Below are 14,455 nucleotides of genomic sequence, written 5' to 3' on the forward strand. Positions count from 1 at the left end.
CTCTATTAACCTTTAATTCCGCTGCTGGTTACGCCTTGAACGAAGTAGCGTTGAGCCAGGAAGAAAACAATGATGGACGGCAGAATGGAGATGCTTGCCATTGCCAGAATTTCGTTCCACGGTGCGCCTTCGGTCACGTCAATTGACATCTTCAGCGCCAATGCTATCGGGTACTTATCTACGCTGTAGACATAAATCAGTGGGCCGATAAAGTCGTTCATTGACCACATGAACTGGAACAGTGCCACAGAGATAATGGCTGGCTTCAAGATAGGCACGACCACATACCACAACACTTGGAAAGAGTTACATCCGTCGATTTGTGCTGCTTCTTCCATATCGCGTGGTACACCGCGCAAGAACTGAATAAGCATGAAGACGAAGAACCCTTGTGTTGCGAATGCCAGTGGCAGATACAATGGCATGTAACTATTCAGCATGCCCATTTCACGGAACATGATGTATTGCGGAATCAATAACACAGTGCTTGGCAGCAACATGGTGGTAATTAATGTTGCGAACCAGAATTTCTTCCAAGGGATCTCAAAGCGCGCAAAACCATACGCCACGATAGTCGAAGAGATAATGGTCAAAATAACTTTCGGAATAACAAACTTAAAGGTGTTAAGCATGTAATGACCGAAATTATATTCCGTACCTGTTCTCCAACCGTTAACAAAACCATCCCGTGTCGGATGCTCTGGCCATAATCCTAATGTGGTGAAAATTTCATTATTAGGTTTAAAGGCTGCAGAGAACATCCACAGCAACGGATAAAGCATCATCAGTCCGACAATAATCAACACAATATAGCGGATGGCAGCACTGACTTTCGCTTTACGTAATGTGCGGCTAATTTCCGCATCAGCAATATCCTGCGCCAGATCTAATTTTTTCTGGTTGGAATTTTGTACGTCAGTCATTTTTTCCTCCTTTATCGGCGGAGTAGAAGACCCAATATTTGGAAGATTTAAATGCAATGGAGGCAAAGAGGGCGACTACCAGGAATAATACCCAGGCCAGTGCAGCACCGTAGCCCATGTCAAAGTATTTAAACGCCGTATCATATATATAAAGCGAGAATAAATAGGTGTAATGGGTTGGCCCACCACCAGTAATGACATATGGCGCAGTAAACTCTTGGAATGCCTGAGTAGTTTGCATAATAAAGTTGAAGAAAATAACCGGCGTAATCAGTGGCACGGTAACTTTCATAAACATTTGCCACTTAGAGGCACCATCAATCATGGCCGCTTCATACTGTGACTGAGGAACGTTTTGCAATGCGGCCAAGAAGATGACCATGGCAGAACCAAACTGCCAAACACGCAGTAACGTGACAGATGTCAATGCCAGTGCTGGCTCTCCCAGCCAGTTGACTGGATCAAGTCCAAATACACCGATGAAACCATTCAGCAAGCCATCAATAGCAAACAAGGCACGCCACAAAACGGCAATTGCTACGCTACTGCCGAGAATTGATGGAATATAGAATGCGGTACGGAAGAAACCGATACCACGTAATTTAAAGTTCAGTACAAAAGCGATCCCCAGAGCAAATGCCAATTTTAATGGAATAGTAAGAAACACATAAGCGAAAGTTACGCCCATGGATTTCCAGAATAAATCATCTTCAAGAAACATATGACGGTAATTCTCGATCCCGTTGTAAACAGGAGGGTTCATTAAGTCATACTCAGTAAAACTGAGAAAGAAAGATGATACAAAGGGGAAAGCCGTAAATATTATCAACCCTAATATATAAGGTGATATATAGGCTAACCCCAGCATTCTGTTTTCATTCATAATGCTTACCTATTTTTAATAACATGAAAGATAAATAAAACTACTGATTCAAAAGCGACGGATAAATAAAATCGATATCATACAGAGTGCGGCTTTCCCCGTTCACCTGATAATCTCCATGGATGTAACCACCATTGGTAATAAATTGAGGTATTGCGGCCGACTTATTTTGCTTAGCAGCAATTAAGGTTAATAGTGCTAATGCAATTGGATTATCGATGCGGAAATAACGGTGCTCCGCTGACTCGACAAACAGACCGCGATGATAATGTTGTTTAAATAACTCATTTCCAGTTTGCCAAGCTAATTCAAATAATTGTGCGCATTGGCAATGTTCAGCCAGCTCGACTAGGGCCAGCAATAGATACGGTGTTGCAGTGGGCTTCTTACCTACCAGCAGTGTTGCACGTTGCTTTTGTTTGTTTAAATCAGCTAACTGCCAACGGTGCAGTAATACTGCAATCAAATCCAATAGTTCTTCATCATGGCTTAAGCGCCAGGCACGAACCAGTGGTAGTAAGTAATCGACGTCTAAGGCGAAAGGAGAAATGACAGTCCCCTTGGCACCATAATAGCCATCACGTTGTAAAACATAACCGCTCATGTCTTGTCCATCATTCCATAACGGGCGCAATGTATTGCTTTCGACGTCATAAGCGAAACGATAGTAATTTTTTAATCCATCAATAACCCACTGCATGACTTCAGCATCCGGCTGTTGGCGCAGAATATCCAACATCGCCAATGGGTTATCAATTAACAGTGGGCGCATATCGCGAAACAGGACATTAGCTTCACGTGCGATTTCACCAAACTCAGGGCCGAACTGGCGCTTGGCCCGGTCGCCATACCAAGATTGGGTCTGGTTATCATCTGTCGGTATTGGCCGGCGCTGCTGTGGCGAGCTGAATTGATAAACCGGTAAACCGGTTTCAGGATTACGGGCTAAAACATATTGGCGATATAAATGTTTACCCCAAGCAGCGGCAGCAAGGTCACCTGTATATTCGGCATATTTATAAGCCGTATAAATCAAATCTGTGCCAGCATTGACAAAAGTTAGCCCTTTAGTCTCAGGCAGTTGCGGTAATGCTTCTGGCTTAACCACATCATTGCGCATATGCGTGAAAACATGGGGATCACGTTTTTTGTCATAGCTACCGTGGCGACCCAGATCCAGTGCCTCCCAGTCTTCTACATGGGCGTGCCAAAAACCTTGGAAGAAATTAAGTGTTTTCTCACGGTCAACATTGGCCAGTAGATTGTAGTAGGGTAGGTGATGTTTCAGTTCATGCACTTGTGCTTTGGATTCTGGTCCTTCGGTTTTCAATGTATCCAGATTCAGAAAACGATGCCCACCCCAGTAAAACAATCCGCTTTGGTCATGAACGGCGTGCTGCATGAAATAGCTGGTTTGCACTCGTGCTTGTTGGTGATATTGCGGGTCTTGTGTGACCAAGCTGAGTGCATCTAAGGTTCGTAACCAGTTTTGTTGACTCGCAAAGTTAGATATCGGAGTATTACGGCCATCTGGGAATACCCAGACTACTGGTTGGTGGGTCAAAACATCAAAGCCATCGGCCATCAAAGGGGTAGGGTTTTGAGTGCTATGGCCAACAGACTGGACTAAATCAACATAGCTGCGTATAGCGCTGAGCCAGTTAATCATCATTGCGTCGCTGCCTTTAATGTTGCCTGCAAAATCCATCACCGTAACCCCATCATCTGAACATCAGCTCGGAACCGGTTTAAGGTTCCTTATAAATAGAAACATCGTTTCAATCCATTATATTTGTATTTACTGGCGAGTCATTGGGCGAATGACAAAAGTGTGATCGAAGTCGGAACGTTGTTTTGAATTTTTTATTTTTGCAGTTCTGGCGGGTTTTTTAAGCGAAATTTATTTGTTAACCATTTGATAAATAAGTAATAAAAAAGGCACAACTGAAGTTGTGCCTTAAGGTGATTTGAGTCTAAATATGGCGGATAACCGTCGAAAATAGACCTTAACTCAAATTAGTTAGGATTATATGTTTAGCGCGCCAACCAACCGCCATCAACTGCGATGGTGTAACCGCTAATATAATCAGATGCTTTTGATGCCAAGAAGACTACTGGACCTTTCAGGTCATCCGGTAAACCCCAACGGCCTGCCGGGATACGGTCAAGAATCTCTTTGCTGCGTTCTTCATCTTTACGCAACTGTTGCGTGTTATTCGTTGCCATATAACCTGGAGCAACAGCATTCACATTGATACCGTGTTTTGCCCATTCATTCGCTAACAAACGAGTAACACCCATCACTGCGCTTTTTGATGCAGTGTAAGAAGGGACACGGATACCGCCTTGGTAAGACAACATTGAGGCAACGTTGATGATTTTGCCGCCATGACCTTGTTTGATGAATTGTTTCGCAACAGCCTGAGACATAAAGAACACAGTCTTGATGTTAACGTTCATGACATCGTCCCAGTCCTTTTCGCTGAAGTTGATAGCATCTTCACGGCGAATGATACCGGCGTTGTTGACCAGAATATCGATTTGACCAAATTCCTTAACGGCGCGCTCTAATAAGGAAGGGATACCATCAATTTTGCTCAGGTCAGCAGTCAGGCTCAAAAAGCGGCGGCCTAATGCAGTCACTTTTTCGATAGTTTCAAGTGGCTCAACGATGTTTATACCAACGATATCGCAACCCGCTTCGGCTAAACCAATCGCCATACCTTGGCCCAAACCTGTGTCACAACCGGTAACCAGAGCAACTTTACCCTTTAACTCAAAGGAATCTAAGATCATAGCTAACATCTCTCTCTAGGCGGTCAAAGATTTACCGCGATTATAATATTGGGGAGAAAACCGCCCAAAAGACGGCTTTGGTAGGTGACGCTTAACGCTGTTTGCAAACATTTAGCGCAGTTCGCTTACGGCGATGTGGTCCATATCACCGAAGACTTGGTTTTCACCCACCATGCCCCAGATGAAGGTGTAACGTTTTGTGCCTACACCAGAATGGATAGACCAACTCGGTGAAATAACAGCCTGCTCGTTGTGAACCAACAAATGGCGCGTTTCTTGTGCCTGGCCCATCATGTGAAAGACTGCTGTTTCTTCGTCCATATCAAAGTAGAAATACACTTCCATGCGGCGATCATGGGTATGGCAAGGCATGGTATTCCAGAGATTACCGGGTGCCAGCTTGGTCAGGCCCATGGTCAATTGGCAGGTCTGCAACACATCAGGGACGATGTATTTATTGATAGTGCGACGATTGCTAGTAGCGTCATCACCCAAAGTTTGCGGTGAGGCCTCTGCCAGCGTAATTTTTTTATTTGGATATGTGGTATGTGCGGGAGCGCTGTTGTAATAAAACTTGGCGGGTTTTGCACCGTCGATACTGCTGAACTGCACTTCTTTTGCGCCTTTACCGACATATAAGGCTTCTTCATTACCTATTTCATAACACTGCCCATCAACACTGATAAGACCCGGTCCACCAATATTGATGACGCCTAGCTCACGCCGTTCCAGAAAGTAGCTAACACCTAATTGCTTACCCACTTCATCACCAATACTGACCGCCTTCGCGACTGGCAAAATACCGCCAATAATGATTCTGTCTATGTGGCTATAGGTCATGGTGTATTCATCTGCGACAAAAATCTTTTCAATCAGAAACTCACGGCGCAGACCTGCAGTATCAAGTTGTTTTGCGTGGTCACTGTGGATGCTTTGACGGACTTGCATGTAGGTGCCTCTCTTTCAGAACAATATCTTGGATGGGGATAGCCCAAGTCAGATAGCGGGCCAGATTCAGAAAGTTCGCATGAAATCTTAAATAGCGCAGACAACGTGCGTAGGTTTGATCCTGACCGAGTGTTTCTTTAATGCGATGATGATAGTATTTGCGGGAAGTTAATTCAATAAAAATGAAATGATGTTTTATTATTTTTTGAGGGATGTCATGATTTTTGGATTAATTATGTTCAAACTGCCGGATTTGCCCGTAGAATGAGCTGAATTCGGTGTGAAACTGTGACTACGCTACAGACAATTCTGCATAATAATGAGGAGAAATGATGAAGATGTTTTTTATTAATGACGAAGCGCCATGGGAAGAACTGGGCAACGGCATCAAGCGCAAGGTTATGACCTGGAGTGATGAGTTGATGATGGTTTGTGTTCACTTTGATAAAGGTGCCATTGGTACTGCACACAAACATGACATTCATGACCAGATTGCTTATGTCGCGGCAGGTAGCTTTGAAGTGGAAATTGAAGGGCAGAAACGTATTTTGAAAGCCGGGGATGCCTATCGTGCGGTTAAAAATGAAATGCACGGTGCGGTCTCACTGGAAGATAACAGTATTCTGATCGACACTTTTACCCCTAAGCGAGATGATTTCCTCTAAGAAAGACTTTGGGCGGCAGAGTTCAACCTCAGCCGCCTTATATTGTTATCATCGAATTGATCAAGAATGAGGTAAACCACTTCGAAATCTCATCGTGACCAACACTCCTTGTGATCAACACAGCCAGTTACGAGATATCCTCTTTACGTAATTGTTCTAACGAGTCTAATTGAATATCGGCTAATGCCCAGCGAGGGTCTGCGCGGTACTCTTCTGATGGAATAACGATAGAGCGCATACGTGCTGCTTTAGTCGCAATCATCCCATTCACTGAATCTTCTAGGGTGACGCAGTGCAACGGATCAACACCCAAGTCAGATGCGGCATTTAAATAGACTTCTGGATGCGGTTTGCTGTAGGGCAGGTATTCTGCGGAAACCAAGCGGTCAAAGTATTTTTCAATGCCTAATAAAGCCAAAACACGCTTTTGCATATGCAGTGGCGAAGCGGAGGCCAGCCCGATTTTCAGCCCTTGCTGACGACAAAGGTCTAAGGCGTATTCCACTCCTGGCAACACTGGACGTTTCTCTTCAACCAACTCTATCGCTCTGGCAATAATGAGTTTGCATACATCTGCTTGACTTGGCCCTTGCCAAGGCATGGCCTGATACCACATTTTTACCACTAAATCGATACGCAAGCCCAGCGTATCGGGCAGGGTATCTCGTGACGTAGTGTCCAGACCCAGTTTGGTAAAAATATCCAGTTCAGCCTGTAGCCATAAAGGCTCCGAATCAATGAGCAAGCCGTCCATATCGAAAATTGCGGCCTTAATTGTGTGCTGGGTCGCCATTTATCATCACTCCTGTTGGTTTTTAGCTACGGGTTTAACACTTTATCATTGGTTCATAATGATTGAACGGGGAGAACACTATTCTTTCTCTTTCTGACAATTTAATTTATTAACTTAATGATATTTCGTTGGATGAGCTAGGCTTGAATTTGGGCTAATCGTCAGTGATTCAATAAAAACTCTGCCCAAAAATGGGATGTAGCGGGTAAACTAAGGCCACATAAGTTGTGGTATTTACAAGGAGAAGTCATGACCTATCAACAGGCTGGGCGTGTCGCTGTTATCAAACGGATCGCCGGGTGGCTCGTTTTTATTCCAGCACTGCTGTCAACATTGATTTCAATTATCAATTTTGCCTATCAATATAGTCAAAAAAGTACCGGAATTAATGCGGTTATGCTGGATTTTATCCACGTCATGACCGATATGATCCGTTTTAATACGACTTTTCTGGATATCTTCTGGTTTAACTCACCCGTGCCGGATTTCGAACAGGGTTTTTCGGCCTCGAACATTATGTTCTTTATCATTTATATGCTTATCTTTGTGGGGTTGTCATTGCAGGCGTCAGGTGCCCGTATGTCACGGCAAGTGCGTCACATTCGTGAAGGCATTGAAGACCAAATGATTTTAGAGCAAGCAAAAGGCAGTGAAGGGCGTACTCGGGAACAGTTGGAAGAAAAGATAGTCTTACCGCACCACACAATATTTTTGCAGTTTTTTACCTTATACATTCTTCCATTAGTGATAGGTGTAGCAGGCTATTTTGTTATTAAGTTATTGGGCTTGATGGCGCAGGGATAACGTGGCTATCTGAATCTGATTAAAAGCATGAATAATAAATTGGCCCACAAATGAGGGCCTTTTTCTATTTATCATCATGATATATAAACAAATTAATCTCTTGAAAGAATTTTCTGACAATAGAGGTTCGATACTTATCTTGCTCTCACAATATTGAGCAACCAATTCCCTTATGCTGTCAGTCTCTTTTCTTTGTTATATCAGTCAAGTCATGAACGTTTTCATCTCTAAGAAGATGCGTAATTTTATTATTTTGGCTCAAACAAACAGCATGGCGAAAGCGGCTGAAAAGTTGCACATGACAGCCTCACCTTTTGGTAAAAGCATAGCGGCGTTAGAAGAACTGGTGGGATACTCACTCTTTACCCGTAATGAAAAAAGTATCAGCTTGAATAAAGCGGGACAGGAACTTTATCAAGAGTTATTTCCTATTTATCAACGGCTTTCGGCTATCGACAATACCATTGTCTCTATGTCGCATCGGCAGAAAAATATTGTGATTGGTATTGATAACACTTATCCCACGATAATTTTCGATCAGCTATTCAGTCTCAGTGACAAGTATGACGGTATTACCGCGCAGCCTTTTGAGTTTAGCGAAAACAGCGTCATCGATGACTTATTGGATCGTCGGGTAGATTTTATTATCTCCCCACAGCAAGCTTCACCGCGTGTGACACATATCGATAGCTTACAGACAACGGAGCTTCCTTTATTACGGCTCGGTTTTTTAGTCTCACGCCGCTTTGAAAATTGTCAGTCGCTCGAATTATTGAATACGCTGCCATGGTTACAAATGCGTTTTCAGAATCGGGCCAATTTTGAATCCTTGTTGGATGGGCATTTCCGATCTATTGGGATTAACCCAACCATCATTTATCGCCCTTACAGTTTTATGGCAAAAATTAGTGCAGTAGAGCAGGGGCAATTTCTTACTGTCGTCCCTCAATTTGCATACCGGCTAGTTAATCCAGCGAAGCTAAAATATTTTGATGCTCCGAATCAGCCCATGTATATGCGTGAGTATCTTTATTCGCTCAAAAATAATCACCATATTAAACAAGTCATGGGCTATATACATTCGGATCGTGATGGTGATTAAGGCGCTAACATTGAGCCGTACTCGAACAGATTTTGATGCAGTTGAAAGGCTTGCGTTAGATTGTGGTGCAAATGTCCCCCTTTAGCCTGCGCCAGATACTGGTGGAGGTAGTCACGGTACATGGGATGTGCGCAGTTATTGATGATAGCGACTGCGCGTTGCATGGGGGATAATCCACGCAAATCAGCAACCCCTTGTTCTGTGACGATCACTTTTACACTGTGCTCGCTGTGATCAACATGGGTACACATCGGGACGATGGTAGAGACTTTGCCGCCTTTGACAATCGACGGGGCCATAAAAATAGATAAATAGGCATTACGCTCAAAATCTGCGCTGCCACCAATACCGTTGACCAGTTCGGTGCCCGCAACATGGGTGGAGTTGGCGTGGCCGTAAATATCGAATTCCAGCCCCACATTGAGCGCAATGACACCAAGACGGCGAATGATCTCTGGATGGTTAGAGATTTCCTGTGGACGCAACACAATTCTGTTGGCGAAGAAATCCATGTTGTCATAGATTTTTTTTAATGAGGCGGAGGAGATAGTCAAGCTAGAGGCACTGACACCCAGCACTTTCTCTGTTTCGACCAGTTGGACAACCGACTCCTGCAATACCTCAGAATACATCATAAAGGGGGGGATCAGGGGGTTTTCACCTAAGCGCTTCATCACCGCATTATTGATATTTCCTACGCCGCTTTGTAGCGGAAGAAACTCCGGTGGGATGCGGCCTAACCTGAGTTCATTCAGTAAGAAATTGACTACATTGTCAGCTATTTGCTCACATAATGGATTTTCGCGATCAAGGCTGTTGCTGGCATCTGGCAATTCTGTTTCTACGATGCCAATCACTTTGCTGGGGTCTATCTGTACATAAGGTTCACCCACTTTATCTAATGTGTGATAGATGGGCAGAGTATTGCGCCGAGGTGGCGCACCGAGCATGATAATATCTGCCAGTTCTGCCACCCGTGGGCTGTGATAATGATTGAGTTCAATAATGATTTTTTTGGCTTTATGCAAAAAAGCTGGGGAATTACCAATGCCGCTGGTGAGATAGACTTTCCCATCGGCGGTGATTGCTGACGCTTCAATCACCGCCACATCAATATCACCAAAGAAACCATAATTGACCATTTGAGCGACTTCACTAAGGTGCAGATCAACAAAACTGACTGCCCCTTGGTTGATTTTCTCACGCAGTAACGAGGCTGTTTGATAAGGGGCACGCCAGGCGATAGCATCCGCTTGCGCCAGTTCATCATCGGCTTGAGCGCTGATTGATGCACCCGTTAACAAACGAATTTGAAACTCTTTTTGCTGTTGGTGTTGGGCTATTGCGCGTTTGGCGATGGCGGCAGGCAGCACCTTAGGCGCGCCCGCAGGGGTAAAACCGCTAAAAACCACCATATTTCCATGTTCAATACACTCGGCGGCAGTATCTGCGTTCATGATGCAAAATGACCGTTTCATAGAGAAATCCTTTATCTGATAAGGGTTAACGCCCAAGAAAGTTAGGTTTACGTTTCTCCATGAAAGCACTCATGCCTTCGTGATAATCATCGCTGTCGTAAACTGCACGCCGCATACCTTGGATGCGCTCAAATTCATCGGAATTCATGGTATGGGCTTCACCCAGAACACGGAGTTCCTCTTTAATGACGGCAATGGCCAGCGGAGCTTTTTCTGAAATGACATGGGCCAATTTGAGTGTGAAATCCTCCAGTTCGCTAGGTTCAACCACATGATTGAGAATACCCACCGATAGGGCACGCTGAGCGGTGATAGGCGCGGCGGTGAAAATCAGCTCTTTGACAATATGAAAACCAGCATCACGGATCAGGTTGTGGATACCAACCAAATTATAGGGCACCCCGAGATTGACGGGTGTCATTGAGAAAGTTGAGTTACTGCAGGCCACAATGATATCTGAACTCATGATCATCTCGAATGCACCGCCCCATACACTGCCTTCCACCATGGAAATGATTGGTTTAGGGTATTTTTGAATCACACGGGTAATTTGACGTAGTGGGTCATCATAGGAGAGAGGGTCACGCCGGCCAGTGGGTAATTCGTGGATATCATGCCCGGCTGAAAATACTTTGGAACCTTCCGCCGCACGCAAAATAATACAGCGAATATCGGTGTTATTAAGGTCATGTAGCGCCTGCATTAAATCATCCATAAAAACTTTGCTTAATGCATTTAGCTTGCGGGCATAGTTGAATTCAATAATGCCAACTCGATTGGCAATTAACACTTTGACATACTGATAAGACATGATTGTTTCCCTTTAACTGAAGATTTTTTGCGTAATAAAATCAGTGATAGCGCGAATCCCGGCTCGTGGTGAGATGTGGTTTTGCTGTAGCAGCGCTTCAATTTGCAGACAGTGTTGGTGCAAATCTGGGCGAGTAAACAGCGCTGCCAGCGCATTGGCTTCGGTTTGCTGACGAACCCAGCCTAAATTTTGCCGTTCACGTAAAGCAGCTAATTGCCCACTCGGTGCCATGACAGACCAAAAGGTTTCGACGGCTTGCCAAATATCACGAATACCGCGTTTTTCCAGAGCGCTACAGGTGAGGACGCGGGGCTGCCAGAGAGGGTGCTTGCGGCGGATAATATGTAGCGCGCTGTGGTACATATGGCGGGCAATATCGACATTTATATGGTTTTCGCCATCATCTTTATTGATGACAATAAAATCGGCCATTTCCATAATGCCCTTCTTGATGCCTTGCAGGTCATCACCAGCCCCGGCAATTTGTAGTGAAATAAAGCAATCCACCATGGCCGCGACTTCTGTTTCTGACTGGCCGACACCGACAGTTTCAACAATCACGATGTCGTAACCGGCTGCTTCACAGAGCAAAATCAATTCTCGGGTGGTTTGACTTATCCCCCCAAGATAGCCTCTTGAGGGAACCGGGCGCACGAAGGCATGCTCGGCACGAGACAAATTCAGCATGCGAGTTTTGTCACCCAAGATGCTGCCGCCACTGACCGGGCTGCTGGGGTCAACGGCAATTACGGCCACTTTATGCCCTTGTGACAATAGCTCTTCCCCCAGCGCTTCAAGAAAAGTGCTTTTCCCTGCACCGGGTGTCCCCGTCACTCCCAGGCGTTTGGCCTGCCCGGTATATGGCATGATGTGGTCTAGCAGTAAGGCGCTAAGTTCTTGGTGCTGGGGATGGCTGCTTTCTGCGAGTGTCATGGCTTGCGCCAATGCGGCCCGTTCGCCTTGGCGCAGGCGATGGATATAGTCGCCAAGATTGTCGATGTTAATCATGATGAGTACTGATGAGCTGTAAAACGTCACGTACACTGGCTAACATGGGGGTACCCGGCCCATAAATAGCCGCAACACCGCGTTCACGTAAGAAGGCATAATCTTGTGGTGGGATCACGCCTCCGGCAACGACGCAAATATCTTGCCGATGGTATTGGCGCAAAGCGTCAACTAATTCAGGAATCAATGTTTTATGGCCAGCCGCCAGTGAAGATGCACCGATGACGTGGACATCATTCTCGACAGCCAATCGGGCGATTTCATCTGGCGTCGAGAACATTGGGCTGAGATCAACATCAAAACCCAGATCAGAATAGGCACTGGCAATGACTTTAGCGCCCCGGTCGTGGCCATCTTGGCCCATCTTGGCAATCAGAATGCGTGGATGACGGCCATTCTCAGCGAGGAAGTGCTGCGTTTGTGCCAGTATTTGATCAAATTCTTGTGCGTCTTTTTCGCTTTGATGGTAACTGCGTGCAATGACGCCGGTGACACACTCGCTTGGCACCAAATAGCGATTAAATTCTATTTCCATGGCATCGGAAATTTCGCCTAATGTGGCCCGTAGCCGGGCGGCGTGCACGGCGGCTTCCAGCAAGTTTTCATTATGTCCTGCGGCATGGCGTAGATTGCTCAATGCTTGCTGTACAGCATCGTTATCTCGTTCAGCACGGATACGTTTTAATTGTGCAATTTGTTCATTGCGCACTTTAACATTATCAATTTCTAATACTGGGGTTTCAGTTTCTTTATCTAACTTATATTTGTTTACTCCAACAATGACGCGCTTGCCTTGGTCTATCAGTGATTGTTCGCCCGCTGACGCTTCTTCAATCATACGTTTGGGCAGCCCGACTTCGATAGCTTTTGCCATCCCCCCCACATCATCAATTTGCTTGATAATGGTTCGGGCCTGTTTGACCATTTGGTCTGTAAGCGATTCAACAAAATAAGAGCCAGCCAGTGGGTCAATGGTGCGGCAAATTTCTGATTCTTCTTGAATGATAATTTGCGTATTACGCGCAATACGTGCCGAAAAATCAGTTGGTAAGCCGAGCGCTTCGTCAAAGGCGTTGGTGTGCAAAGATTGCGTTCCACCAAGCGTTGCACCAAGGGCCTCGATGGTGGTGCGAATAATATTGTTGTAAGGATCTTGCTCAGTCAAACTCCAGCCGGAGGTTTGGCAGTGGGTGCGCAAGGCTAATGATTTAGGGTCGACAGCACCAAATTGACTGACTGCTTCACTCCAGAGATAGCGTGCAGCCCGTAACATGGCGATATTCATGAACAAGTCCATGCCAATGCCAAAGAAAAATGAGAGGCGGGGGGCAAAGTTATCAATATTTAAACCGGCATTCAGTGCCGCTTTGATGTACTCAATGCCGTCAGCGATGGTAAAAGCCACTTGCTGTACACAATTCGCCCCAGCTTCACCCATATGGTAGCCGCTGATGCTAATGGTGTTAAAGCGCGGCATATTTTTGGAACTCCAAGCGATAATGTCTGAAATAATGCGCATGGAGGGTTTGGGAGGGTAAATATAGGTATTACGGCACAGATACTCTTTTAATATGTCGTTCTGGATAGTGCCGGTCAGTTGTGCCGGGGTAACACCTTGCTCTTCAGCTGCGACAATATAAAACGCCATAATGGGTAATACAGCCCCATTCATCGTCATTGAGACCGACATTTTGTCTAGTGGGATTTGGTCGAACAAAACTTTCATATCTTCGACGCTATCAATCGCTACGCCTGCTTTACCTACATCGCCAGACACACGCGGATTATCGGAGTCATAACCTCGATGTGTTGCCAGATCAAACGCCACAGAAAGACCCTTTTGTCCTGCGGCCAAATTTTTACGATAAAAGGCATTTGACTCTTTAGCTGTTGAAAATCCAGCATATTGACGAATAGTCCAGGGCTGGGCCGCGTACATTGTAGCCCGCGGCCCTCTGACATAAGGGGCAATACCGGGGAGTGAGTCGGTAACCTCAAGTCCCTCAAGATCTCTGGCGGTATACAACGGTTTTACGGCGATACCTTCCGCGGTCCTGATGATTAAGTCTTCAACACTTTTACCGCGCCTACTGAGTTCTTTATTAGCGATGCTTTCCCATTCGCGAATATCCACCATTTGACATACTCCCAATTTTCAGCAATAGAATTCCTATCGAGGAGAGTCAATACTCCTCAACGAAGGCTCTTGATTTTATTTAAGTAAGCGCTTTTTCACGGGAATTG

Annotated in this window: 13 protein-coding genes; 3 read left to right on the plus strand and 10 right to left on the minus strand. The window is 45.3% G+C overall.

Annotated elements, in window-relative coordinates:
* Window positions 1–5 precede the first annotated feature (5 nt).
* The 5 genes from ACIOG0_RS09895 to kduI form a co-directional block, all read right to left on the minus strand.
* On the minus strand, window positions 6–923 hold the full coding sequence (locus ACIOG0_RS09895; protein ID WP_050097519.1) for a carbohydrate ABC transporter permease: 918 nt from the start codon (window positions 921–923) through the stop codon (window positions 6–8).
* Window positions 916–1,806, minus strand: a complete 891-nt coding sequence (locus tag ACIOG0_RS09900; protein WP_050097521.1) for a carbohydrate ABC transporter permease — start codon at window positions 1,804–1,806, stop codon at window positions 916–918. Before ACIOG0_RS09900 ends, ACIOG0_RS09895 begins: the two co-directional genes overlap by 8 nt.
* 40 nt (window positions 1,807–1,846) lie before the next feature.
* Window positions 1,847–3,514: a pectate lyase gene (locus ACIOG0_RS09905; RefSeq protein WP_050097524.1), complete on the minus strand. Its 1,668-nt coding sequence runs from the start codon at window positions 3,512–3,514 to the stop codon at window positions 1,847–1,849.
* Between the two features lie 326 nt (window positions 3,515–3,840).
* Window positions 3,841–4,602 (minus strand): 2-dehydro-3-deoxy-D-gluconate 5-dehydrogenase KduD, encoded by a 762-nt coding sequence (gene kduD, locus ACIOG0_RS09910; protein ID WP_004706534.1) that lies wholly within the window; start codon window positions 4,600–4,602, stop codon window positions 3,841–3,843.
* Window positions 4,603–4,713: 111 nt separating this feature from the next.
* A complete protein-coding gene (gene kduI / locus ACIOG0_RS09915; protein WP_128450813.1) occupies window positions 4,714–5,550 on the minus strand; it encodes a 5-dehydro-4-deoxy-D-glucuronate isomerase in 837 nt (278 codons plus the stop codon).
* A 332-nt stretch (window positions 5,551–5,882) separates the two neighbouring features.
* Between kduI and ACIOG0_RS09920 the strand changes: the two genes are divergently transcribed.
* The gene (locus ACIOG0_RS09920) at window positions 5,883–6,215 is read left to right on the plus strand and encodes a cupin domain-containing protein (protein ID WP_032815897.1); all 333 of its coding nucleotides are present in this window, start codon (window positions 5,883–5,885) and stop codon (window positions 6,213–6,215) included.
* A 127-nt stretch (window positions 6,216–6,342) separates the two neighbouring features.
* Here the strand turns inward: ACIOG0_RS09920 and hxpB are convergent, their stop codons facing one another.
* Window positions 6,343–7,008: a hexitol phosphatase HxpB gene (gene hxpB / locus ACIOG0_RS09925; RefSeq protein WP_050097528.1), complete on the minus strand. Its 666-nt coding sequence runs from the start codon at window positions 7,006–7,008 to the stop codon at window positions 6,343–6,345.
* Window positions 7,009–7,257: 249 nt separating this feature from the next.
* Between hxpB and ACIOG0_RS09930 the strand changes: the two genes are divergently transcribed.
* Both ACIOG0_RS09930 and ACIOG0_RS09935 read left to right on the plus strand, forming a co-directional pair.
* Window positions 7,258–7,812, plus strand: coding sequence for a YniB family protein (locus tag ACIOG0_RS09930; protein ID WP_050097529.1), 555 nt, complete (start codon window positions 7,258–7,260; stop codon window positions 7,810–7,812).
* A gap of 211 nt (window positions 7,813–8,023) precedes the next feature.
* Complete coding sequence (locus tag ACIOG0_RS09935; protein WP_050097752.1) at window positions 8,024–8,914, plus strand: LysR family transcriptional regulator SrsR; 891 nt, start codon at window positions 8,024–8,026, stop codon at window positions 8,912–8,914.
* Here ACIOG0_RS09935 and ACIOG0_RS09940 read toward each other — a convergent pair.
* The 4 genes from ACIOG0_RS09940 to scpA are packed head-to-tail and all read right to left on the minus strand — an operon-like array spanning window position 8,911 to window position 14,348.
* Window positions 8,911–10,392, minus strand: a complete 1,482-nt coding sequence (locus ACIOG0_RS09940) for a succinate CoA transferase (protein ID WP_050097530.1) — start codon at window positions 10,390–10,392, stop codon at window positions 8,911–8,913. The two genes, ACIOG0_RS09935 and ACIOG0_RS09940, sit on opposite strands and share 4 nt — an antisense overlap.
* Before the next feature lie 25 nt (window positions 10,393–10,417).
* Window positions 10,418–11,203 (minus strand): methylmalonyl-CoA decarboxylase, encoded by a 786-nt coding sequence (scpB, locus tag ACIOG0_RS09945; RefSeq protein WP_050097531.1) that lies wholly within the window; start codon window positions 11,201–11,203, stop codon window positions 10,418–10,420.
* Between the two features lie 12 nt (window positions 11,204–11,215).
* Entirely contained in the window at window positions 11,216–12,211 is a 996-nt protein-coding gene (meaB, locus tag ACIOG0_RS09950; RefSeq protein ID WP_050097532.1) for a methylmalonyl Co-A mutase-associated GTPase MeaB, read from the minus strand.
* Window positions 12,204–14,348, minus strand: a complete 2,145-nt coding sequence (gene scpA, locus ACIOG0_RS09955; RefSeq protein WP_050295385.1) for a methylmalonyl-CoA mutase — start codon at window positions 14,346–14,348, stop codon at window positions 12,204–12,206. Before scpA ends, meaB begins: the two co-directional genes overlap by 8 nt.
* Window positions 14,349–14,455 lie beyond the last annotated feature (107 nt).

The sequence above is a fragment of the Yersinia vastinensis genome, from assembly GCF_044905075.1.
GTDB lineage: Bacteria > Pseudomonadota > Gammaproteobacteria > Enterobacterales > Enterobacteriaceae > Yersinia > Yersinia vastinensis.

Coding starts and splice junctions, on each gene's coding strand:
- ACIOG0_RS09895 (WP_050097519.1), bottom strand. CDS start 923: ATGACTGACGTACAAAATTCCAACCAGAAAAAATTAGATCTGGCGCAG.
- ACIOG0_RS09900 (WP_050097521.1), bottom strand. CDS start 1,806: ATGAATGAAAACAGAATGCTGGGGTTAGCCTATATATCACCTTATATA.
- ACIOG0_RS09905 (WP_050097524.1), bottom strand. CDS start 3,514: ATGGATTTTGCAGGCAACATTAAAGGCAGCGACGCAATGATGATTAAC.
- kduD (WP_004706534.1), bottom strand. CDS start 4,602: ATGATCTTAGATTCCTTTGAGTTAAAGGGTAAAGTTGCTCTGGTTACC.
- kduI (WP_128450813.1), bottom strand. CDS start 5,550: ATGCAAGTCCGTCAAAGCATCCACAGTGACCACGCAAAACAACTTGAT.
- ACIOG0_RS09920 (WP_032815897.1), top strand. CDS start 5,883: ATGAAGATGTTTTTTATTAATGACGAAGCGCCATGGGAAGAACTGGGC.
- hxpB (WP_050097528.1), bottom strand. CDS start 7,008: ATGGCGACCCAGCACACAATTAAGGCCGCAATTTTCGATATGGACGGC.
- ACIOG0_RS09930 (WP_050097529.1), top strand. CDS start 7,258: ATGACCTATCAACAGGCTGGGCGTGTCGCTGTTATCAAACGGATCGCC.
- ACIOG0_RS09935 (WP_050097752.1), top strand. CDS start 8,024: ATGAACGTTTTCATCTCTAAGAAGATGCGTAATTTTATTATTTTGGCT.
- ACIOG0_RS09940 (WP_050097530.1), bottom strand. CDS start 10,392: ATGAAACGGTCATTTTGCATCATGAACGCAGATACTGCCGCCGAGTGT.
- scpB (WP_050097531.1), bottom strand. CDS start 11,203: ATGTCTTATCAGTATGTCAAAGTGTTAATTGCCAATCGAGTTGGCATT.
- meaB (WP_050097532.1), bottom strand. CDS start 12,211: ATGATTAACATCGACAATCTTGGCGACTATATCCATCGCCTGCGCCAA.
- scpA (WP_050295385.1), bottom strand. CDS start 14,348: ATGGTGGATATTCGCGAATGGGAAAGCATCGCTAATAAAGAACTCAGT.